The sequence below is a fragment of the Arminella tubonensis genome (assembly GCF_003240585.1).
Lineage (GTDB): Bacteria > Pseudomonadota > Alphaproteobacteria > Rhizobiales > Rhizobiaceae > Rhizobium > Rhizobium tubonense.
Window position 1 is genome coordinate 47,646 of the sequence record NZ_PCDP01000013.1, and the last position, 22,498, is coordinate 70,143.

General features: G+C 60.9%; 16 protein-coding genes. 4 read left to right on the forward strand and 12 right to left on the reverse strand.

What is annotated here, in order from left to right:
• Positions 1-293: 293 nt before the first annotated feature.
• The 4 genes from CPY51_RS06105 to CPY51_RS06120 all read right to left on the reverse strand — a co-directional run bounded on the left by CPY51_RS06105 (position 294) and on the right by CPY51_RS06120 (position 4,167).
• Positions 294-1,346: a zinc-binding alcohol dehydrogenase family protein gene (locus tag CPY51_RS06105; protein WP_111159389.1), complete on the reverse strand. Its 1,053-nt coding sequence runs from the start codon at positions 1,344-1,346 to the stop codon at positions 294-296.
• A gap of 98 nt (positions 1,347-1,444) precedes the next feature.
• Complete coding sequence (locus tag CPY51_RS06110; protein ID WP_111159391.1) at positions 1,445-2,365, reverse strand: sugar ABC transporter substrate-binding protein; 921 nt, start codon at positions 2,363-2,365, stop codon at positions 1,445-1,447.
• Positions 2,366-2,449: 84 nt separating this feature from the next.
• Positions 2,450-3,238: an ATP-binding cassette domain-containing protein gene (locus CPY51_RS06115; protein WP_111159393.1), complete on the reverse strand. Its 789-nt coding sequence runs from the start codon at positions 3,236-3,238 to the stop codon at positions 2,450-2,452.
• Positions 3,235-4,167, reverse strand: a complete 933-nt coding sequence (locus CPY51_RS06120) for an ABC transporter permease (RefSeq protein WP_111159439.1) — start codon at positions 4,165-4,167, stop codon at positions 3,235-3,237. Before CPY51_RS06120 ends, CPY51_RS06115 begins: the two co-directional genes overlap by 4 nt.
• Before the next feature lie 292 nt (positions 4,168-4,459).
• Here CPY51_RS06120 and CPY51_RS06125 point away from each other — a divergent pair, with 292 nt between their 5' ends.
• Complete coding sequence (locus CPY51_RS06125; protein WP_111159395.1) at positions 4,460-5,353, forward strand: GntR family transcriptional regulator; 894 nt, start codon at positions 4,460-4,462, stop codon at positions 5,351-5,353.
• Positions 5,354-5,467: 114 nt separating this feature from the next.
• Here CPY51_RS06125 and CPY51_RS06130 read toward each other — a convergent pair whose 3' ends face one another.
• From CPY51_RS06130 to CPY51_RS06150, 5 genes are all read right to left on the reverse strand, one after another.
• Positions 5,468-6,103, reverse strand: a complete 636-nt coding sequence (locus CPY51_RS06130) for a TetR/AcrR family transcriptional regulator (protein WP_111159397.1) — start codon at positions 6,101-6,103, stop codon at positions 5,468-5,470.
• A 61-nt stretch (positions 6,104-6,164) separates the two neighbouring features.
• Complete coding sequence (locus CPY51_RS06135) at positions 6,165-7,412, reverse strand: alpha/beta hydrolase (RefSeq protein WP_111159399.1); 1,248 nt, start codon at positions 7,410-7,412, stop codon at positions 6,165-6,167.
• 1 nt (position 7,413) lies between these two features.
• A complete protein-coding gene (locus CPY51_RS06140; RefSeq protein ID WP_111159401.1) occupies positions 7,414-10,467 on the reverse strand; it encodes an efflux RND transporter permease subunit in 3,054 nt (1,017 codons plus the stop codon).
• Positions 10,464-11,561, reverse strand: coding sequence for an efflux RND transporter periplasmic adaptor subunit (locus CPY51_RS06145; protein WP_195909437.1), 1,098 nt, complete (start codon positions 11,559-11,561; stop codon positions 10,464-10,466). Before CPY51_RS06145 ends, CPY51_RS06140 begins: the two co-directional genes overlap by 4 nt.
• A 1-nt stretch (position 11,562) precedes the next feature.
• Positions 11,563-12,627 (reverse strand): efflux RND transporter periplasmic adaptor subunit, encoded by a 1,065-nt coding sequence (locus tag CPY51_RS06150; protein ID WP_111159403.1) that lies wholly within the window; start codon positions 12,625-12,627, stop codon positions 11,563-11,565.
• A 236-nt stretch (positions 12,628-12,863) separates the two neighbouring features.
• Between CPY51_RS06150 and CPY51_RS33190 the strand changes: the two genes are divergently transcribed.
• A complete protein-coding gene (locus CPY51_RS33190) occupies positions 12,864-13,085 on the forward strand; it encodes a helix-turn-helix domain-containing protein (protein WP_244598492.1) in 222 nt (73 codons plus the stop codon).
• Between the two features lie 410 nt (positions 13,086-13,495).
• Here the strand turns inward: CPY51_RS33190 and CPY51_RS06160 are convergent, their stop codons facing one another.
• Both CPY51_RS06160 and CPY51_RS06165 read right to left on the reverse strand, forming a co-directional pair.
• Positions 13,496-13,720: a hypothetical protein gene (locus tag CPY51_RS06160; protein WP_111159406.1), complete on the reverse strand. Its 225-nt coding sequence runs from the start codon at positions 13,718-13,720 to the stop codon at positions 13,496-13,498.
• A gap of 559 nt (positions 13,721-14,279) precedes the next feature.
• Positions 14,280-14,675, reverse strand: coding sequence for a response regulator transcription factor (locus tag CPY51_RS06165; protein ID WP_111159408.1), 396 nt, complete (start codon positions 14,673-14,675; stop codon positions 14,280-14,282).
• A 485-nt stretch (positions 14,676-15,160) separates the two neighbouring features.
• Between CPY51_RS06165 and CPY51_RS06170 the strand changes: the two genes are divergently transcribed.
• Together CPY51_RS06170 and CPY51_RS06175 are read left to right on the forward strand one after the other, a co-directional pair.
• Positions 15,161-15,799, forward strand: a complete 639-nt coding sequence (locus CPY51_RS06170; protein WP_111159410.1) for a response regulator transcription factor — start codon at positions 15,161-15,163, stop codon at positions 15,797-15,799.
• 785 nt (positions 15,800-16,584) lie between these two features.
• The gene (locus tag CPY51_RS06175; protein ID WP_111159412.1) at positions 16,585-22,110 is read left to right on the forward strand and encodes a trifunctional serine/threonine-protein kinase/ATP-binding protein/sensor histidine kinase; all 5,526 of its coding nucleotides are present in this window, start codon (positions 16,585-16,587) and stop codon (positions 22,108-22,110) included.
• Here the strand turns inward: CPY51_RS06175 and CPY51_RS06180 are convergent.
• Complete coding sequence (locus CPY51_RS06180; protein WP_111159414.1) at positions 22,107-22,457, reverse strand: hypothetical protein; 351 nt, start codon at positions 22,455-22,457, stop codon at positions 22,107-22,109. The two genes, CPY51_RS06175 and CPY51_RS06180, sit on opposite strands and share 4 nt — an antisense overlap.
• Positions 22,458-22,498 lie beyond the last annotated feature (41 nt).

Sequence of the window (22,498 nt, forward strand, 5' to 3'; positions counted from 1 at the left end):
GTTCCATGGCGACCCTCCAGACCTGCGCGGCGTGTCGCAGTTCCTGGGCAAGGGACGAGAACCAGTCAGCAGCGGCCTGCAGGTGGCAAAGGAATCGGACAACGCGGCATACTGGGCGATGTCGACGACCATGAAATCCGACATGGGCGCCGTCTCGGCTCAGGGCGCCCTTGGCCTCGGTGTCGCGAAGGCGGACCCGCCTATGCAGGGCTCGACAGCGCGCTCTTTGTGCACGCCAAATTCAAGGCGACGTTGGTCGGGGCCAAGGAACGAGGCGTCAAGCGGGCGAAAATTCATGACGCTCTCGACAACGGTTGCGCAGACGCCCCGCCATCAATGGCGATTACCGCCTTGATCAGGCCCAATTTTTCATGGGCCCAGCGGGCGATGTCGCGGGGGCTGTCTTCAAGGGTCGTGGAATGGGTGATGAGCGTCTTGATCGGAATCAAACCGCTCACGATCGACGCCGACACGTGCTTGAAATCCAGCCGCGTGGCATTGCGGCTGCTGATCAGCATCATCTCGCGTTTGTGGAATTCCGGGTCGGAGAACGTGATTTCGTCCTTGACAATGCTAACCATGACAAGGGCACCGCCGTGCGCGACGAGAGCGAAAGCCGCTTCGATTGATCTGGCGTTGCCGGTGGCATCGAAAACGACGTCGAACCCCTCCCCGGCGCTGCGCTCAAGAACCCTATCGCCCGCCGATCCGCGTGGGTCGTACACGACCGAAAATCCGAGCTCGCGCCGGGCAAAATCCAGTCGTTCCACGCTTACGTCGAGCAACGTGACGTCTTGTCCGGCAATTCGCGCAAACAGCGCCGTGCCCAGTCCGATCGGACCTGCGCCAATCACAAGACTGCGCGCTCCCTGCCCTGCAAGCGAGCGGCGCACCGCGTGGGCTCCGATAGCAAGGAATTCGACACCCGCGGCGTCGGCGAGCGACAATCCGTCGGCTGGATAAAGATTGGCCGCGGGAACCAGAAGTTCTTCACACATCGCGCCATCGCGATGAACGCCGAGAACCTCGATGGCGACACAACAGTTTGGCTTATCCTGCCGGCAGGCGACGCACGCACCACACGACAGGTATGGATTGACGATAACCTCCTGCCCAACAGACAGCGACACGCCCTCTCCAATTGACAGAATAGTTCCAGAAACCTCATGTCCCATCACCCTGGGATAGGCGAGGAATGGATGGTTGCCCTCGAAGATGTGGTAGTCCGTGCCGCAGATGCCGACATGGCTCACCTTTACGAGCGCCCAACCCGGTGCCGGCGAGCCTACCGTGGGCCGGTTCACAAGGGTCAAATTGCCGGGAGACACACACACGACCGCTTTCATTTGGTGCACCACTTGCCTATTGAGCCGATATCGCCGAACTGCTGCATTACGGGGGTTGGTCGGCCCGACAGCCGGAAGGAGTCGGGCCGAAAATCGCGCTATTCGAAGTCTTTGATGTTTTGGAGCGTCACAAGGCCGGCGCCGGTGTCGACGTTGGCTTGCACGGCCTCGCCGCGTATCGCCTTGGCAACGGTATCGATACCGAGTTCACCCATCTTGGCCGGGAACTGTGCGACGCTTGCAGTCTCCGCACCCGACTTGATCGCCTCGATTTCCCCGCAGCAGGCGTCGAAGCCGACAAGAATAATTTTGGACTTGGCCATACCAGCGTTGGCGATCGACTTGACCGCACCCGGCACCGGCGGACCGCACGCCGAATAGATCGCGACGACGTCCGGGTGAGCGGTCAATATATCCTCCGTGACGGATGTGCCGAGTTCGAGCGTACAGTTGGTCGTGCCTTTGTCGACGACCTCCACTTTCAGGTCGCCAAGGCCCTGCATCATCCCGGTCACACGCTCGTCTAACGCCGGAACGCCTGGAACGCCCTGAAGAACAGCGATCTTGTCGCCGGCTTTGAGCACGGTCTTCAAATATTCGCCGGCGATCTTGCCTCCGCTAAGATTGTTCGTCGACACCAGGGCCGTCTGGCCTTTCCAACCCGGTATGCTGTTGTCGACGAGCACGACCTTGATCCCCGCTGCAACCGCCTTATCCAGAGCGGGTGCGACCGTCGGATCCACCGGCGTAATCGCGAGCCCTTTGACCCCCTGGGAGATCATGGACTCGATCAGCGCTATCTGCCCCTCGATGTCCGTCGCGGCTTGTCCCTGCCCTGTAATAAGATCGATCTCTGGATGAGCGGCCGCATATTTCTTCGCGGCATCCTCCATGGTCGAGTAAAACGGCACCGGAAACTTCGTGATCAGGCCTATTTTCACTTTGTCCGCAGCAGCAGACGTGGTCGCGAATGCAATGGCGATGGCAAATCCCGCCAGTAGTCGTCCTCTGAATCCCATTTTTTCCTCCCTTGAGTTTGGAGTATCTTCCTGTGGAAGCCTCCAGGCTTTTGCGAACCGGGATAACGGGCCGCAAAACTCCGATCACGCCCCGACGATCAGCGAGACGAGCTCCTGTTTGTTGTCCTTGGTGGGCGCGAGTTCGCCGACCTTACGGCCTTGCCGCAGCACGACGGCGCGGCTTGCCAATTCGACGACGTGTTCCATATTGTGGGTGACAAGAATGACTGCATTGCCCTGATCACGTAGCGTTGCTACCAGATTGAGAACTTGACGTGACTCGCGAAGACCGAGTGCGGCGGTGGGTTCATCGAGGATCACGACCTTGCGGGCGAAAACAGTCGAACGTGCCACCGCAATCGCTTGTCTCTGACCACCCGACATCATTGCAACGACCGCATCGAGCCTATGAAGGACGACCCCGAGATGTCCCAACAGCGCCTTGGTCTCGTTGTCCATTTGCCGCTGTTTCAAGAAACGAAGCCCGAGCGGAAGCCATCTTGGTCCGGCAATCTCGCGACCGGCAAAGAAATTCTCAGACGGTGTAAGATTGTCGAAAAGCGCCAGATCCTGGTACACGGTTTCAATACCAGCGAAGCGCGCTTCCGCCGGTGACCTCAACACCGTCCGGACGCCATCGATATCTATCGCTCCCTCGTCAAGGTGATGCACGCCGGCGATGCACTTAATCAGAGTCGATTTTCCAGCTCCATTGTCTCCAAGAAGTGCCAATATCTCGCCGCGGCGCGCCGCGATGCTGACGTCGCGCAGCGCAACGATTGACCCGAAACGCTTCGTCGCATTCCGAACGGTCAGCACCGGATTTTCTTGACCGGTCGCGTCGATATCGTTGTGCGAGGCCGTCTGGGTCATTGGGCTCTTCCCGCCTGAAACACCCGGACCCTGCCCTCAAGATAGTTGCGAAGGACATCGGCCTCGACCGCGACAACGATAACAACCCCGATAACGATGAGCTGGAAGAAGATGTTGACGTTCAAAAGGTTCAACGCGTTGCGGATCACACCAATCATGATTGCGCCGATCAATGCGTTTCCAAGGTGGCCGCGGCCGCCGAGGAAGCTTGCGCCGCCAATGATCACCGCAGCGATCGTGTCGAGTTCGAGCAGGTTGCCGAATAGCGGCGAACCAGCATCTGTACGGCCTGCGAGTATGACGGCACCGACGCCGGCGCATGTGCCCGCGATGATGTAGGTTGAAACCAGAACCCAGGAAACCGGAATGCCCATCCGTACAGCTGCAATCGGCCCGCCGCCCACCGCATATATCCAGCGGCCCCAGACCATTGTCCGGGTGACAATAAATAAAATGGCGGCGACCCCAAGAACCACCAACACGGATCCCGGCAGTCCGGCAAAGGCATCCTGGCCAAGGGCACTTATCGCGGCTGGCATTCCAGGTATCGCCCTTCCGTCGGCGAGCTCAAGGGCAAGCCCCTTGGCGATGCTCAATGTGGCCAGCGTGATGATAAAGGGATGGGGAAGCCTGCCGAACACGTAGAAGCCACCATTGATCGCGCCGACCAGGGCTCCTGAGGCAACCATGACCGCGACGACCGCAAAGGAACCGCCTCCGGCATGGAAACAGAGCGCTCCAAGGACGGACGCCAGTGCCAGGTTGGACCCCACCGACAGATCGATGCCGCGGGTCAGAATGACGAGGTGCTGTCCCATCGCGACCACGGAAATTACGGCGGTCTGTGCGAGGATGTTGCTGACATTGCGCGCTGTGGCAAAATAGGGAGAAGAGAAACTGAGTGCCACGATCAGTAAGACCAGGATCAGCGCCGGACCAACGCTGAGCAGCTTCAGCGCCGTAGCCAGCGCCGCAAAACGTGGCTCGGCTACTGAAAGCGGCAGCGCCTGATCTCCGCTCGCGGCGGTGCCGCTCGAGTTCTTGATTGGATTGCGCAAGTCTTCCCCCGCCCGACGCTGCTTGCGTCGGTGCCAAAAACTGCTCTTCTTTGTGCTCGGATGTTGTTCTTATCGATAAAAAGCAGTATCAACCGCATTTCGTCAAGTTGTTTTTTATCGATAATAATTCAGATCAAAGGACAAGCCTGATGGGGAGGACGTCTTGAAAACCGATACTGTTTACAAGCAAGCGCTGAATCAAACACTGGCATTGCTTGCACAAGGCGCATATCAGGAACGCCTTCCCTCGGAAAACGAGCTCAGACGCAGGCTGGGCGTCAGCAGGACCACGATACGCAAGGTCTTGCAGGAATTGACGCACCGCTCGATTATCACGGGCGCGGGAAGGGTCCGAATAAACGGCAGGGGTGTCGACGACAGCGACTATTTTCCGGACGTTGAAACGACATCAAAGATGCAGCAGGTCGAACGCCAGTTCATGGAGTGGATGCTGCTGGGTGATACCGCTCCGGGTACGCTCATCAATGAACTAGAGCTAGCTCGGCAATTTGGGGTTGCAACCAACGGGATACGCGAGTTCCTGATTCACTTCAGTCGATTTGGATTGATCGAAAAGCGACCAAACTCAGGCTGGCTATTCAAGGGTTTCACGAGAGAATTTGCCTTGGAGCTTTTCGAGATTCGAGTGATGTTCGAGTTGCGGTCGGCCCGACTATTTGCCCAGTTGCCCGAAAGCTCTCCCCTGTTTAAAAAGCTGAGGGCACTCAGCAAGTTACACCGCGACCTGCTCGAAGGTATCGAGACCCGGTACCACGACTTTTCCGGTCTCGACAACCAGTTTCACCGCCTCGTTAACGAGGTCTCGCCGAACCGCTTCATCGATGATTTTTACGACGTTATCAGCTTCATATTCCACTACCACTATCAGTGGAACAAAAAAGACGAGCTGCAGCGGAACCGAGCAGCCGTACTCGAGCACCTCGTTTATATTGACGCACTTCTCAGTCGCAACTCCGATCGAATCGAGGAGGCCTGTCGGGATCACCTTAAATCGGCCAAGCAGACGTTGATCCAATCAATCATGGGTGCGGAGTGAACGGAGCAACGGCGCCCGCCCCCCACATCGATCACACAGTTTCGGGGAGACCTGTGAAGGATCGGCGATGCGCGGTTTCGCATGCGGGTTCAGCCGCGACCCTTCATCCCCCGCCTATGCCTCCTTGGCGTCCGTCTCGCCGACGTGATTGCGAAGTCCTGCCACTGCAAAGGACACGAGCGCATGAAGGGATATCTCGCAGGCGCTGGAAGCCGCCGCCCGAATGATCCGGGGATCCCACAACGAGATCACCGCGGCACAAAAGCAAGAAGCCGCAACGTCGACATTGCCCGCAGCAAATGCTCCGGTGGCCATGCCAGCGCGAACGAACTCGCCGACGTCGGCCTGAAGTCGCTGGAGGTGCTGGGCGAACGACGGCCAACTTTCCTGCGCAGCCAGAACAACAAGACTGAACATCTGGGGGTCGCGGTCACGTGCCTCCGACATCAACCGATGTTGACGGAGAGCGGCTTGCGTCAGGCTGAGTGCCGCATCGCGTCGTTCGCCAGTGGCGAACGCGGGGAAGCGCAGACTGGTCTCCAGGAAATTTCCGGCGATGGCATCCCATACCGCAGCCTTGGACGGAAAGATTTTATACACGCTCGCCGGGGACCTCCCAAGAAGCCGCGCGATGTCCGCGACGTTTGTCTTCGATGGCCCGTACAGCCGGCACGCAGCGGTGCCGGCTTCTACGATCCGGGAAACGTACTCAGCGCGTGGCCGATGTCTTGCAGTCGAGGTGATGTCCATCTTCCAATCCGAACACGTCCTTCCGGCCAAGGATTCACGCCGTCGCTTGAACGGCCAAGTTTCAGTACGAAATCCGCCCGTCCTTGATCGGCGCACCGTCGGAGGAGAGCTCCTCCTTCAGGATGTCTCGCGCCTCCGGGCTGATGACGGCAACTGGCGCCGCGACGGCAAAACGCGCGGCCGAGCCGGCGAAATTCGCCGCAATCACCCCAACCTGGTCCGCGACGCTTTCCTTGCCACCATCCATGCTCTGCCCGGCCAGCCGCCGCCCGAGCAGGCGCACCATATCGGGGCTGTCGGCGAAGGCGTTGTGACCGAGCGCGTCGTTGGTGGCGACGGCGCTGGTGTCGATGACGGAAACGCCGAGTTCGTCGAGAAGGGGCGCGTAGGGTCTGAGGTCCGATCCGCCGAGGCGGTTGACGCCGCCCGACAGCCAGCCGGAGACCTCCAGCGCCTTGTCGCGTGTCGACGTCAGGATCGTAAAGTGCGGCCGCTTCGGCCCCATCTCGGTGAACTGGCGACGGAACACGTCGATGTCGATGTCCGGCGATGCCAGAATGACGTTCTTGACCTTTGCCGGGATCGATTTTTCGCGCATGGCGACGCCGCGCAGGGCTTCGGCCGCGAGCCAACCGCCCATGGAGTGGGCCAGGATCGTGATATCGGAGACGTCGGGACTTTTCGCAGCCTGGAGGATCAGATCCTCCAGCGCACGGCGCGAATAGTTGGCGCTTTCCTTGTCATAGAGGTAGTCGAAGACACGTCCCCTCGAGGGCCAGGTGAAGAGGATAGGCGCGGCGTCTGTGCCCGAGTCATGGACGATCTGCGCGAAGCGGAAGACAGCGTCGGCATAGGTGTTGTTGAATCCATGGACGAAGATGATGACCTGATGCTTGGTGTTCCGGTTCTTTCGGTACCAGCTCAGGGCCTTGTCTTCGGTCTCCACCTTGGCGACCTGCGTGACTGCAAACTCCTTTTCCGGGTTGGGCGGCATGCGCGACGGCCACTGCACCTCGCCGATCTTGCGGTTCCGGTCGGGCGGAATGGACACGTCGACGCTGTTAAGCGAGATCGCCGTTCCGCGGTCGCCGGAATAGAGCTTGCCGGGATCCTCCGACGGTTTGCGGGTCGTGGCGACCAACATGGTGACCCGGCTTGTGCCGGTCGGGGCGACGGCAAGGGGCCGAAGGACGTCCTGCGCCCGGTTGGCGCAGCCCGATGTGATAAGAGACAGGGCGACAAGGACGGGCACGATCTTGAGGCCAAACCCCTGGGCAACGTGCCCAGAAAGAAAGAGCGACCTTGCCATCTCAGTGCTGCTCGACTTCGCGAGGAATCCGGAACCAGGCGACGTAGAGCGCCGGCAGGAAGAGAAGCGTCAGCGCCGTGCCGACGACGATCCCACCCATCATCGCATAGGCCATGGGACCCCAGAATATCTCGCGCGAGATCGGGATCAGGGCCAGGGTTGCGGCCGCGGCGGTGAGCATGATCGGTCGCATGCGGTGCTCGGTCGCCTCCACCACCGCCTTCCATGGCGACATTCCCTCCGCACGCAGCTCCTCGATCTGGACGATCAGGATCACCGAGTTGCGGATGAGGATTCCGACCAGCGCGAGCACGCCCAGAAGTGCGACGAAGCCAAGCGGCGAGTTGCTGGCGAGAAGCGCCACGACAACGCCGATAAGGGCCAGCGGCGCTACCGAGAAGACCAGGAGAAGCCGGTGGAAGCTCTGAAGCTGGATCATCAGCAGCGTCGCCATGATGACGAACATGGCCGGCGCCACCTTGGCGATCGGACCCTGCGACTTGGCGCTTTCCTCGACCGCGCCGCCGACCTTGACCGAATAGCCGACCGGCATCGTCTTCTCGAAAGCCGCGACCTTGTCGGAGAGCGCCTTTACGACGGTGGCTGGCTGCGTCGCATCGCCGATCCCGGCCTTGATCGTGATGGTCGGAACCCTGTCGCGCCGCCAGATGGTCGGCTGCTCGAGCTCGTAGTGGAAGGTCGCGACCGATGACAGCGGGACAGACTGGCCGCTGCTGCTCTGCAGTTGCAGGTCGAGCAGGGTGTCGATCGAGCCGCGCTCCTTTTCAGCGGCACGGCCGACGACGTCGACGAGATAGATGTCGTCCCGGACCTGCGTTACCGCATTCCCCTGTACGACCGTGTTGAGCGCCGTCGCGATGTCCTCAGACGACACCCCGAGCTGTCGGGCCTTGTCCTGCAGCACGTCAATCTTCACGACGCGGGCGGGCTCGTTCCAGTCGAAAGCAAGGTTCCGGAGCGAAGGATAGGTGCCGACGATCGAACCCAGCTTCTGCGCCAGGTCGCGCACCGTCTGCAGATTTTCGCCGGACACGCGGTACTGGACCGGCTTGCCAACCGGAGGTCCGATGTCCAGAAGCTTCACGTAGGCGTCCGTCCCCGGAAAGGTCTTCCGCAGGTAGGCTTCCATCTGCAGCTTCAGCTTGTCGCGAACGTCGAGATCCTTGGTGACGATGACCGTCTGGCCGAAGGAGGCGACTGCCGGCTGCACGTCGAAGGATAGTACGAAGCGCGGCGCGCCCCTGCCGACATATGTCGACCAATGTTCGACGCCTTGGTTGCCGGTCAGCATCTCACGCTCGAACTGGGCCATCTGGCGGCTCGTCTCAGTGATCGAACTGTTCTGCGGCAGGTTCCAGTCGACGATCAGTTCCGGGCGGTCGGAGCTCGGGAAGAACTGCTGCTGCACCATCGACAGGCCGACGACCGATCCGGCAAAGAGCAGGACGGTCGCGACGATGGTCATCCAGCGCCAGCGCAGGCAGAACCGTAGCAGGCTCGAAAAGGCCTTGGCAAACCGTCCCTTGTGCTCGGCGTGCTTCTTGATGGTCTTCGGCAGAATGGTCACGCCGATCAGCGGCGTGAACACCACCGCGACCACCCACGAAACGACGAGCGAAACCGCAATGACGACAAACAGCGTGAAGGTGAACTCGCCGGCGTTGCTCTTGTTGAACGCGACCGGGATGAAGCCTGCGACCGTGACGAGCGTGCCCGTCAGCATCGGCATTGCCGTGGATGTGAAGACGTAGGTAGCGGCTTTCCTGAGAGTGTCGCCCGCTTCCAGCCGTGCGACCATCATCTCGACGGCGATCATGGCGTCGTCGACGAGAAGGCCAAGCGCGATGATCAGGGCTCCGAGCGAGATGCGTTGCAGCGAGATGCCCGTATAGAGCATGACCAGGAAAGTGATGGCGAGAACCAGCGGGATCGCGATCGCCACCACCAGGCCAGCCCTCATCCCGAGGCTGATGAAGCTGATCGCAAGAACGATCGCGACCGCCTCGAACAGGGCCTTTGTGAAGCCGCCGACCGCCTCGTCCACCACTTTCGGCTGGTCGGAGACCTGTTCGACGGAGACGCCGACCGGAAGGTTTTGAACGATTGCCGCCATTGTCTTGTCGAGCGTCTCGCCGAAGGCAAGCAGATTGCCGCCGGTCTTCATGCCGATGGCGAGCCCGATGGCTGGCTTGCCGTTGAAGCGGAACAGCGACGTTGGCGGGTCGATGTAGCCGCGGGTGATCGTGGCGACGTCCGTTAGCGGAAAGAAGCGATCGTTGACCCTGAGATTGATCCCACGCAAGGTCTCTTCGGAGATGAACCGCCCGCCAACCCGCAAGGCGACCCTCTCGGGTCCGGTTTCGACAAAACCGGACTGCGTGACGGCGTTTTGCGCCTGCAGCGTGGCGATAATGGCGGAGCGGTCGATGCCAAGGGCGGCGATCTTGCGGGTGGAGAATTCGAGGTAGATCACCTCGTCCTGCGCACCGACGATGTCGACCTTGCCGACGTCGGGGATCTTCAGGATCTGCGTCCGGGCGTTCTCGGCGAAGTCGCGCAGCTCCCTCTGGCTAAGTCCGCTGTCGCCCGTGAAGGCAAAGATGTTGCCGTAGACGTCACCAAACTGGTCGTCGAAGAAGGGACCGACCACGCCTTGGGGGAATTCGTGGCTGATATCGTCGATCAGGTTGCGGACCCGCGACCAGGTCGGCTTCACCTCCCGAGCGCTCGTCTCCGGCAGCAGGTCGACGAAGACGGTCGTCTGACCGGCGATGGTGATGCTGCGCGTATGTTCGAGGTTGTCGAGTTCCTGCAGCTTCTTTTCGATGCGGTCGGTGACCTGCTGCGTCACCTCCTGGGCAGAGGCGCCGGGCCATTGCGCCTGGATCACCATCGTCTTGATCGTGAAGGAGGGATCCTCCTCGCGGCCGAGGCCGAGATAGGCAAAGGCGCCCGCCACCGCGAACATGATCATGAAATACCAGACGAGAGAACGATGCTCGAGCGCCCAGTCCGAAAGGTTGAATTTGTTCACGGGCGTGGCTCCTGTCCGAGTTTCACTTTCTGTCCATCAACGAGCTCATTGACCCCGGCGATGACGACCTCCTCCCCTTGCCGCAGGCCCGATTGAACCAGGACGGAACGGGGGGCGGACGCCGGGCCGTCGAGTTCAACGACCCTCAGGGCGACCTGGGCTGTCGCGCGATCCACCACCCAGACCTGGCTGGCGCCGCCTTGATGACGGATGGCGGAGAGCGGCAGCGTAATCGCCTGCTTTTTGTCTTCGGCAAGCGGCGTGGCAGTGACCACGGCGCCGAGGCGGAAGATGTCCGGCGCCTGATCGATCCCGATCTTTAGCCGGTAGGTGCGCGTATTGGGATCGGCCTGAGGCGCGATCTCGCGGACGACGCCGGTGGCTTCAATCCTGCTGTCGAGCTGGAGGGCGACATCGAAGCGGTCGTCCAGGCGAATGCGACTGAACTGCGCCTCCGGAACGTCGACGACGACGTCGCGCTGTTCGAGGCGCGCCAGTTTCAAGACCGGCTGGCCGGCCGAAACGGTCTGGCCCATTTCCGCGGACGTGGCCGTGACGACGCCATCGAACTCGGCCCTCAGCTCGGAGTAGCCAAGTTGCTCATTCGCCTTGGCAAGGCTCGCCGTCGCTTTGGCGGCATTGGCGGCAGCCGACTTCAGCTGCTGTTCGGCAACATCGTGATCGGAAACACTAGCTGCGTTGCTCTCCATAAGCTTTCGCTTGCGGATTTCGGTCGTGGCCGCGTTCTCCAACTGCGCCTGGGCGTTGCGCAGATCGGCCTCCGCGCTCCTGACAGCGAGTTGCAGGGTCAGTGGATCGATCTCGGCAAGGACATCGCCCTTGTGGACCAGGTCGCCGACATCGACCTTGCGAGACACCATGCGTCCAAGCGTCCGGAATGCCAGGTCGGTCTCGATGCGGGCCCGCACGACGCCGGGCGAGCCTACAGCCTTGTTCCGTTCGGCCGCGGCGATGACGACTTTGACCGGACGGGGGCTCGCCTGCTCTCCTGCGGCCGAATTCTGATCGCAGCCTGCAAGAAGCGACACGGAGAGAAGAAGTGGGAGAGCGGTAGATATGCGGTTGAGGGTCATCTCATTTGCCTTCCCAGGCGATTGCCTGGCCTTCCTTGAGGAATTTTCCGCCTTCGGTGACGATCAGGTCGTGCGGAGCGACGCCGCCGGTGACGACGAAATCGCTCTGACGGTAGCGGCCGACCGAAATCTTCCGGAGCGAAACAGATTGGTTTTGAGTGTTGACGAGCCACACGGCGGGGTCGCCCCCGGCTGACGCGATCGCGGTATAGGGCAGCACGATCCCGTCGCGCGGCGAGGCGCGCAGCTTGCCCACGACAGGCGTGCCGAGCGGCCATTGCGCCACCTCCTGGAGCCCCACCTTGATCCGGATCGTGCCCGCCTTCGCGTCGATGACGGGCGAGACCTCGCGTATGCTGGCATGGATGTCGCGCGAGGGGTTTGAGACCGGAGCGACCTCGACGTCGTTCAACGGCTGGCCATCCAGAAAGAATGCCTCGAAGACGTCGAACACGGCATCTCGCGGGCCGTCGTGGGCGAGCGTGAAGGCCGACTGCGCTGCCGACACCACCTGCCCGGCTTCAATGCTGCGCGCCGTGATGATGCCGTCCGCGGCGGCCTTCAACTCGGTGTAGGACAGAGCGTCCTTGGCCGTCGCGAGCGCCGCCTCGGCCGCCTCGAGCGAGGCTTGCGCACTCAAAAGCTCCTTTTGCGCATCGTCAAAGATCGCCCGCGGAGCTGCCTGCGACTGCAGGAGCGACTTCGCTCGCTCGAAAGCCAGCGTCTTCTGCGCAAGGATGGCCTGCGCCGACTCCAGCGCGGCGCGGGCGACGCTGACATCGGCCTGTTGCTCCGTGTCGTTAAGCCGTGCCAGCACGTCGCCGGCTCGGACATGCGATCCGACGTCGACCTTTCTCTCGAGAACCCGGCCGCTGACGCGAAAGGAGAGTTCGGTCTGGACCCGCGCCTTCACCTCGCCGGTGATTTCCGCTCCCGGTTGATACTGAGCCTCGGCAGCCGCGACGACGCGGACCTGCTGCGGCGGTGGGGCCACTTCGGCTTTCTGTTCGCAGGCAGCCAGCACTGCGCAGGCGAGACCAATTCCCAGCAATCGAAAGGACTGCATCTTTGCTCCGGTACGGTTTGCGACCAAAAGAGAGCGAGCAATCTTCGTTGCGCTCTTCAGTCCGCGATTACGGGCTATCGCCCCAAGTTGACAGCGACCACTTAATGCCTGGAGTGGACGTTGTCAACATTGTTCGGAGAAAAAGTTGACCGGCGCAATATCGAAACGTGGCCGACCACCGAGCCACTTCCACCGAGCAGCGCCCCTGCCGCCACGGCGACCTGCACACGGCGATCGTGGAGGCTGCACTGTCCACAGCGAGTGACAAGCACAAAGTTTCCGCTCGCGAGCTCGCCCGTCGGGCGGGCGTCAGTCATAACGCCCCGTACAAACACTTTTCCGACAAGCGTGAATTGCTCGCGGTCGTCTCGGCGGTTGGCTTCGAACTGCGGGGGAATGGCCGAAGCAACCCTAGAGCGCGGCTTACAAAATCAAAGCGCTACTGGTGGCCGCGATAAGCGACGGCGCTCAAGGCGTTTCGTTCCAAACACCGGTAAGATCGATGGTGCCATCCTGATTTTCTGGTCGCTAATGCATGGCATTACTTTGTCGCTGGTTGATCGGTCGTTCCCGCGACAAGATGGCGAATCTGACCGAGAGCGGCTTGCATGACATGCTCGACGGACTGGCAAAATAGCATCCCTGCGTTACCAGCAGGCGTGTGGGTAGGTCCTCCGCGTGCCGAGTAGGACGTCTCAAAACTTGCGACGAGCGACCTGTGGGCATTTTAACAAAAAGCTTCCATGGGGCTGATGTTTTGCTGGCAATCGAACGGGTGATTTCCCGCAATCAATATCGCCCAGGATTGGGGTGCAGCGCTCGCAGAACGGCTCCCCTGCAGAGGTTGGGAATATCGAACCGACATGGCCTAAGCCGCTGTCATCACCTCTCCGACCTGGATATAGGACGACCTGGCCTTCGCAGCCTTCTCCCTCAGAGCAGCCAGCTCTTCGAAAAGCAGTTCCACGGCGATCTTCTGGACGGCTGCCTTCAGCCGATCCTCGACTTCGAAACTGTCGAGCATGTAACTGGTTATTGCGTCTTTCATCAGTTCTTCGATGGCAGGATCATTCTGCTCCAGCGTGTCACTCATACCGTGCATCCTTTGTTGCGCGCATTTTCCTTCGGCTGCACCTTTGAGGCTAGTCCCAAGCGCTATTTCGGTCCATAATACTCAGGGAAGACTTTCTGAATTCTAGGCATGTGCATTTCATCCTTTGGTTTACCCCACTCCACCAAGGTCGGAGTATATCGGGCTAGAACCTGCTCGGCTGATTGCTTCTCCGCACGACGCAGGAGAGACCGTTCAGGACCCCGTCAGCAGGCTAGATCCGCAAATTGCGAATGGTTGTTCGAGACCGTTTTTTAGACGACGAAGGCGCAAGACTTGGCCACCTGTCGGTCGACAATCGAGGCGCATGGCGAGCGGGTTAAGGGCTGCTCTAAAGCCTCGGGTGTCGTCTTTCCCTTCACCCTATCTCAGAACAGAGACGACCCCTGCCCGGTTACCGGCCAAATGCGAACGGGTCCAGAATGGATCGTTGACAACCTCGCGTTGGCAGAATCCGTCGGACCGCCCCTTGAACAACATTTTCTGAAATACGAGAACGGGAGCGTTGCAACGCGCTTTTGCTTAGAAGAGGTCTGCGACCTCATGAACCGCTTTGGTCCTCGCTACCGAAAGCCAGCGCAGAACGGATGCAATCAAGCAAAACCTGTTCGCCAAACGGCTTTGTCAGGCAGCCGACGATCTCGGCGCCCAACGCCGACGCCGGCGCATTCCTTTCCGGAAAGGCGGTGATCAGAACAGTCGGAATGCTCCTGCCCAGGGCGACGAGCCGGCGGTGCAGATCGAGCCCGCTCATTCCGGGCATATTGATGTCCGTCACGAGGCAGGCCGTGCGGCTAATATGAGGAAAACTCAAGAAATCATCCGCGGATGAGAAGGTCTCGGCGTCAAATCCCATCGACCTCATGAGTCCCTTGATAGCCTCCCGCATCGGCTCGTCGTCGTCGACGATCGCAATCAGAGGTCTCTTGGTTGGCACTGCCGCCTCCCGACTTCGCCGATCGGCGCCGTGCCGAATTAGCGTTGTGGCGCGCTTGACTGGGTCGATCTAGCATCTAACGGCGACAAAGGCATCGCAAGCTATACGAGCGTATAGACTGTCTAAGACTTTCGGCAAGGAGCGGACCTCTCAAGAGCGCCCAGAGATAAGCAGTCGATGTAATTGAGATCTCGCGGCACGCGTCCCGTTGTGACGGGAGAGACCGGCCATGGGGCGCATCGGCACGCCATGGCAGACCGCAGGACGCGCAACCGCTCTCGTGGACCGCCCGCATTTAGCCTTGTGGGCGAGATCATTAGCGCGCATTCTGGTTTGCGAAAAGACACCGTTTCGGCAGCGAGGAAGGAGAGAGGAGGAGTGTTCTCATTGCGTCATTGGCACTCTTCTGATTGGGCTTCGCCCGCCGCTCATGCAGTGGGTGCGGATGCTGCACGTCCCAAAGCTTCGGTTGACCTTGGGGCGCGATGACGATGACCGAGACAACCGTCATTGTGATCGATGATGACCCGGAAATCCGCGAGGCGCTCGGCAGCCTGCTGCGTTCCGTCGGTTTTGGCGTGCGCCTCCTCGCTTCGGTGGGCGATTTCCTCAGGTCTGGACGACCCAACGGACCGACCTGTCTCGTGCTCGATGTCCGGCTTCCCGGACAGAGCGGTCTTGATTTTCAGCTCGAACTGTCGCGCGAAAACATTCGGCTGCCGATCGTCTTCATCACCGGGCACGGCGACATTCCCATGTCCGTCCAGGCGATGAAAGGGGGCGCGGTCGAGTTCCTGACAAAGCCGTTCCGAGACCAGGATTTGCTCGACGCCGTTCAAGTCGGCCTTGCGCGCGACCGCACGTGGCTTGAAAACGAACAGGCATTGGCGACGGTGCGCGCGCGTTTCGATAGCCTGACCCCGCGGGAGCGCGAGGTGATGGCTTTGGTGGTGACCGGACGGCTCAACAAGCAGATTGCCGGCGATCTCGGTGTGAGCGAGATTACCGTGAAGGTTCACCGCAGCCAGGTCATGCAGAAGATGGGTACCAGATCCCTGCCCGAGCTCGCGCGTATGGCTGACAAGCTGATGCTCGCGCCGGGAAAGCCGCAAACGCACTCATAAAGGTCTTGGCCGCGCGTATAGGTCACCCCATCCTCATTGGTAATCGATCCTTCCTGGTAGCCAATAGCCGCGCGGGAGCGCTCCTCTATGATGCGGGTTACATTCCTCCTCCCGCCAAGGCCGTATCGCCCCCGATCGGCCCGCCTTAAGCCTCCCAACCGCCGGGAGGCTTCTTTTTTGGCCCTCTCGCGTGGCAGACAAGGTCGGGCGCGACTTCAACGGCCTTGCAAGTGTCCGTGTCGGCTTATCGATTTCTTGCCCATCTGTTTCCACGTCCGAAAGGCATGGCACCACATGAGTATGTCACGCGCTGAGCAGAACCCGCCCATCGGCCCGATGCTGGTATTCCAACGTATTACAAGAATAATCCGCAGTATAATTTTCTGTTGTCATTTCTATCGCTAATCTCCACTCGTTGCCTCACGACAGGCAGGTAGCGATTTTCTCCCTTGCTACCAACTAGCTTCGGCGCCCTCCTCCTCCGAAGCTCAGCGGGTCGACGATCCGCCCGACCGTCCAGCCCCGCCGCTGGGCGGTCTTTCGTCAGCAGAGGCGGACCATGCATCGGAGGTCGGGTATGGCCGCCTGGTTGATCCACTGGGACGACCAGGCGAGATATGGTAAAATGGTGGGGAAGTGTTTTCGGTTCATCACCTGTGCTCGCTTTGGCCTATGTGGTTGGACGGATTTCCGACACGAAGGTCGCACCGCCGAATGAGACAGCGAGGTGACGAAGTCGGCAAACAAGCACATCCTCTTTCTTCGGCGTTGGTGGAGATAGCAGTTTGGAGGTTCTTTGGGAGGATGGTGATCGCCTGTTCCACCGGGAACGACGCCGGGGCGCCGACGGCAAATGGAACCCGGTACTGGTCGTGCTTCCGGCCCTCGAGCACCCGACGCTTTCAAGCCTCGAACGCCTCGACCATGAATATGGTTTGAAGGATGAGCTCGATAGCGCGTGGGCGTTGCGACCGCTTGAGCTGGTGCGCGAAGGCGACCGGACCATCCTGGTGCTTGAAGATCCGGGCGGCGAGCCGCTCGCCCGGCGCCTCGGAACGGCAATGGAAACGGAGCTTTTCCTGCGGCTCGCGGCCGGCATCGCCGCTGCGCTCGGCAAGGCCCACCAGCGCGGCCTCGTCCACAAGGACATCAAACCGGCCAATATCCTGGTAACTGACGCAGGCGCCGAGGTGCGGCTCACCGGCTTCGGCATCGCCTCGCGCCTCTCCCGCGAACGGCAGGCGCCCGAGCCGCCCGAAGTGGTCGCCGGAACGCTTGCCTATATGGCCCCCGAGCAGACCGGGCGCATGAACCGCTCGATCGACTCCCGCAGCGATCTTTATGCGCTCGGCGTGACTCTCTACGAAATGCTGACCGGGAGCCTGCCCTTCGCCGCTTCCGACCCGATGGAATGGGTGCATTGCCACATTGCACGGCAGCCGGTGCCGCCCAACGAGCGGACGGCGGATGTTTCACCGGCAGTCTCGGCCATCGTCATGAAGCTGCTCGCCAAGACGGCCGAGGAGCGATACCAGACGGCAGGCGGCGTCGAACACGATCTAAGCCGCTGTCTCAGCCAATGGGAAATGCAGTGCCGGATTGACGCGTTCCCGCTCGGCGAACGCGATCTCCCGGACCACCTGCTGATTCCCGAGAAGCTATACGGACGGGAGCACGAGATCGAGACCTTGCTCACTGCCTTCGACCGCGTGGTGTCGCGCGGAGCGCCTGAACTGGTGCTGGTTTCTGGCTATTCCGGCATCGGCAAGTCGGCGGTGATCAATGAACTCCAAAAAGTACTGGTGCCGCCGCGCGGGCTGTTCGCGTCCGGCAAATTCGACCAGTACAAGCACGACATCCCTTATGCGACCCTAGCGCAGGCCTTTCAAGGCCTGCTCAAGGGGCTCCTCGCAAAGAGCGAGGCCGATTTGGCACCGTGGCGCGAGGCACTGAGCGAGACGCTGGGACCGAACGGAGCGCTGATGGTCGATCTCCTCCCGGAACTGAAGCTCATCATCGGCGACCAGCCGCCGGTCGCCGAACTTCCGCCACAGGACGCGCAACGGCGATTCCAGATGATATTCCGCCGGTTCATCAGCGTCTTTGCCCGGCCCGAACATCCGCTAACGCTGTTCCTCGACGATCTCCAGTGGCTCGACGCGGCGACGCTCGACCTGCTGGAGGATCTGCTCACCCGGTCGGATCTGCAGCAGCTCATGCTGATCGGTGCCTATCGCGACAACGAAGTCACCGCCGCCCATCCTCTGATGCGCAAGCTTGACGCGATCAAGACCGCCGGCGGCAAGGTGGCGGAGATCACGCTTGCGCCGCTTACCAAAGACGATCTCCGGCAGTTGATTGCCGATGCGCTCCACTGTCAGCCCGAGCGTGCAGCGCCGCTTGCACAAATGATGCACGACAAGACCGGCGGCAATCCGTTCTTCGTCCGTCAGTTCCTGTTTTCGCTCGCCGAAGAGGAAATGCTCATTTTCGATCATGACGCGGCATGCTGGTCCTGGGATCTCGAGCGCATTCACGCCAAGGGATACACCGACAACGTCGTACATCTCATGGTCGGAAAGCTCGCGCGCCTGCCGCCCCGGACGCGGGAGGCGTTGCAGCAGTTCGCCTGTCTTGGAAACCTCGCAGATACCACAATGCTTTCACTCGTCCTCGGGATCAAGGAGGAGCAAGTCGCCGGGGCCGTGGGGCCCGCCGTCGCTCAGGAGCTGCTCGAGCGTCTGACAGGCGCTTACCGGTTCGTCCACGATCGCGTTCAGGAAGCCGCCTATTCGCTGGTCCCCGAGGAGCGACGCGGCGAGTTGCACCTTCGCATAGGCAGACTGCTTGCGGCGAACACTGCGCCGGAGCTGATTGACGATTATGTTTTCGAGATTGTCAGCCAGCTCAATCGCGGAGCCGCATTGATCACCTCAACTAAGGAGCGCGAGCAACTAGCCGAGTTCAATCTGCTGGCGGGCAAGCGCGCCAAGGCCTCGACGGCATACGCCTCGGCGCTCAACTATTTTGTTGCCGGCACGACGCTGCTTTCGGAAGCCGCCTGGCAGCGCCACCATCAACTGGCGTTCGCGCTTGAGCTGAACCGGGCCGAATGCGAGTTCCTCCTTGGCGCGCTATCGGACGCCGAGGAGCGGTCAGCACAGCTTTCCAATTGTGCTGTCCGCTCCGACGACCAGGCCGCCGTCGCCTGCCTGCGCATCGATCTCTATGCTGCGCTCGGTCAGACCAGTCGTTCCGCCGCCGTCGGTCTCGACTACCTGAGGCAGCGTCTCGGCATCGACTGGTCGCCGCATCCAGCCGACGAGGACGTGCAACGAGAATACGGCCGGATCTGGTCGCAGCTCGGGAGCCGCGCGATCGAGGATCTCATCGATTTGCCGTTGATGAGCGACCCAGCATCCTCCGCGACGCTGGATATTCTCACCCGGCTCGTTGGGGCGGTATGGCATACCGATGCCAATCTTGCATGCATGGCGATCTGCCTGGCCGTCAATCTGAGCATCGAGCGAGGCAATAGCGACGGCTCCTGCTACCATTATGTGTCGCTTGGCTACATTGCCGGCCCGCGCTTCGGCGACTATGCGGCCGGATTTCGATTCGGTCGGCTCGGCTGCCAACTGGTCGAAGGGAGTGAACTGAAGCGCTTCCAGGCCAGGACTTATAAAGACTTCGCGGCCCATGTCATACCGTGGACGAAACATGTCCGAACCGGCCGCGACCTTTTGCGGCAAGCGCTTGAAATTGCCAACCGGAGCGGCGACCTCACCTTTGCCGGATACAGCTATGTCAGTTTGAATTCGAACCTCTTGGCGGCGGGAGATCCGCTTGTGGAAGTGCAACGCCAAGCCGAGACTGGCCTCGCGTTTGCGCAGAAGGTGCGGTTCCAGTTCGTCATAGACCTCGCTAGCGCGCAACTCGGCCTCGTCCGGACGCTGCGCGGGTTGACCCCGAAATTCGGCTTTTTTGACGACGAAGGATTTGGCGAACTTTTGATCGAACGCCGGTTTGCCGACGATCCGAATTTAATTCTGGCGGAAACCTGCTACTTTGTCAGAAAACTCCAGGCGCGGTTCTTTGCGGGCGACTATGAGGCAGCCGTCGATGCGTCATTGCGGGCGCAGAAGCTACCATGGAACTCGGTGTCGCATTTCGAAGAAACACCGGAACATCATTTCTACGGCGCCCTGGCCCGCGCCGCATGTTGCGACACTGCGGGAGCTGACCAGCGGGGGCGGCATACAGAGGCTCTGGCCGCCCACCACCGACAGCTTCAGATCTATGCGAAGAATTGCCCGGAGAACTTCGAGAACCGAGCCGCGCTGGTCGGCGCCGAAATAGCACGCCTTGAAGGCCGCGAAATCGACGCCGTGCGTCTTTACGAACAAGCAATCCGCTCGGCGCGCGCAAACGGCTTCATCCATCATGAAGCCCTCGCATATGAACTCGCTGCCCGCTTTTATGCGCAGGAAGGCTTCGAGGACTTCACTCGTCTCTATCTCCGCAACGCGCGTGGCTGCTATCTGCGCTGGGGCGCTGACGGCAAGGTGCGTCAACTCGACCAACTTTATCCTGACCTGAGAGGGGAAGAACGCCCTCCCGCTCCGACAAGCACCATTGATGCACCGGTCGAGCAACTCGATCTCGCAACCGTTGTCAAAATCTCGCAGGCCGTGTCGGGCGAGATCGTCCTTCAAAAGCTGGTCGACACGGTTCTGCGCACCGCCGTCGAGCAGGCGGGCGCCGAGCGCGGCCTGTTGATCCTTCCGCGGGGCGGTGAGTCACGGATCACGGCCGAGGCGACGACCTGCGGCGACACGGTCGTGGTGCGGCTGCGTGACGAGATCGTCACCGCGATCACGCTGCCGGAATCGCTCCTTCATTATGTCTTGCGCACAAACGAAAGCGTGGTTCTCGGCGACGCCGCAGCTCAGAATCCATTTTCCGCGGACCCCTACATCCGTCATCACCATTCTCGTTCCATTCTCTGTGTGCCGTTGCTCAACCAGGGCCAACTGACCGGAGTGCTCTATCTTGAGAACAGCCTTGCTCCTCGGGTCTTCGCGCCGGCCCGGATCGCGGTGCTGAAGCTGCTTGCCTCTCAAGCAGCGATCTCACTTGAGAATTCCCGGTTGTACCGGGATCTCGCTGAACGCGAAGCCAAGATCAGTCGTCTCGTCGAGGCCAACATCATCGGGATCGTCATCTGGAATATCGAAGGTCGCATTCTTGAGGCCAACGACGCGTTCCTGCGCATGGTGGGATACGACCGAGAGGATCTTGTTTCGGGGCGGCTGTCCTGGAAGAACCTGACGCCGGCCGAATGGCGCGACCGCGACGCGCGGACCGTCGCCGAGCTGAAGACGATCGGCGCAGTCCAACCGTTCGAGAAGGAGTACGTTCGAAAAGATGGCAGCCGTCTGCCCGTGCTGATCGGCGGTGCACTGTTGGAAGAAAGCAGGAACGAAGGCGTCTCTTTCGTCCTCGATTTGACGGAGCGCCGGAAGGCCGAAGAGGCCTTACGCGAGAGCGAGGAAGCCTTACGCCAGGCGCAGGGGCAACTGGCCCACGCAAACCGCATCGCCACCATGGGGCAGCTCACGGCCTCCATCGCCCATGAAGTCAATCAGCCGCTCGCCGCGTCCCTCACCAACGCCCAGGCGGCCTTGCGCTGGCTCGGCACCGATCCCCCGAATCTGGAGGAGGTGGCTCAGGCGCTCGGGCGGATCGTCGAGAACGCCAATCGAGCCGGCGATGTCATTGGCCGGATTCGCGCCCTGGTCAAGAAGGAGCCCCCTCGCAAGGAGCAGTTCGACCTCAATGAAGCCATTCGTCACGTGATTGCCTTGACCGGCAGCGAAGTGCTCCGGCAAGGCGCCACGCTGCAGACCGAATTCGCGACGAGCCTGCCGCCCGTGGAAGGAGATCGCGTCCAGGTGCAACAGGTGATCGCAAACCTGATCTTGAACGCCATAGAGGCGATGAGCGGCGTCAATGAGGCGGAGCGCGAACTGCTGATCAGCACCGAGACAGAGGCCTCAGGGGGCGTGGTCGTCGGAGTTTGCGACTCGGGTCCGGGCCTCGACCCGCAAAGTATGGACCGCCTTTTTGAGGCCTTCTACACGACCAAATCGACCGGCATGGGCATGGGCCTGGCGATCTGCCGTTCGATCATCGAGGCTCACGGGGGCCGGCTGTGGGCTACCGCGAATAAACCTCGCGGGGCAGTGTTTCTGTTCACCCTGCCTCTCGAACGAGACGAAAGCGCTGATGACGCCGATCGCTTGACTTAATGCATGCTCGCGGAACTCACTGAGGGGAAAAGATCCTCGAAGTCCCCGACAAGGCGGACAAGCCCGAGGGAGTAGCATAAAAGAGCGAACCGCGTCCCAGTCACGTACAGGGTAAAGGCAGATCTCCGGGCGTGCGAAGCTTGTCCCCAGGGTGGCGTGATCGTTTCGCGTGGCATGACGGAAAACATCATCAAATGATCCTCGAAGGCGGTATTCGGCCATGATGAACCATCTGGCGGTGTCTGGAGCGGGGAGCCCGGCACCCAGGGCCCAGCTTTCCGATATGCGTTGGAGAACAGGGTCAACGGGACCAGATCGATTTCGATGCGGGTGAGTTCCTGTGTCATGTGACAAATCCTTAGAAGGAACGCTAAGGCAAACGGTCATA

What these genes read in the sequence shown, in the direction of transcription:
- CPY51_RS06115 (WP_111159393.1), bottom strand. Translation starts at nt 3,238, where the DNA reads ATGACCCAGACGGCCTCGCACAACGATATCGACGCGACCGGTCAAGAA.
- CPY51_RS06135 (WP_111159399.1), bottom strand. Translation starts at nt 7,412, where the DNA reads ATGGCAAGGTCGCTCTTTCTTTCTGGGCACGTTGCCCAGGGGTTTGGC.
- CPY51_RS06180 (WP_111159414.1), bottom strand. Translation starts at nt 22,457, where the DNA reads ATGACACAGGAACTCACCCGCATCGAAATCGATCTGGTCCCGTTGACC.
- CPY51_RS06130 (WP_111159397.1), bottom strand. Translation starts at nt 6,103, where the DNA reads ATGGACATCACCTCGACTGCAAGACATCGGCCACGCGCTGAGTACGTT.
- CPY51_RS06170 (WP_111159410.1), top strand. Translation starts at nt 15,161, where the DNA reads ATGACGATGACCGAGACAACCGTCATTGTGATCGATGATGACCCGGAA.
- CPY51_RS06160 (WP_111159406.1), bottom strand. Translation starts at nt 13,720, where the DNA reads ATGAGTGACACGCTGGAGCAGAATGATCCTGCCATCGAAGAACTGATG.
- CPY51_RS06150 (WP_111159403.1), bottom strand. Translation starts at nt 12,627, where the DNA reads ATGCAGTCCTTTCGATTGCTGGGAATTGGTCTCGCCTGCGCAGTGCTG.
- CPY51_RS06110 (WP_111159391.1), bottom strand. Translation starts at nt 2,365, where the DNA reads ATGGGATTCAGAGGACGACTACTGGCGGGATTTGCCATCGCCATTGCA.
- CPY51_RS06145 (WP_195909437.1), bottom strand. Translation starts at nt 11,561, where the DNA reads ATGACCCTCAACCGCATATCTACCGCTCTCCCACTTCTTCTCTCCGTG.
- CPY51_RS06105 (WP_111159389.1), bottom strand. Translation starts at nt 1,346, where the DNA reads ATGAAAGCGGTCGTGTGTGTGTCTCCCGGCAATTTGACCCTTGTGAAC.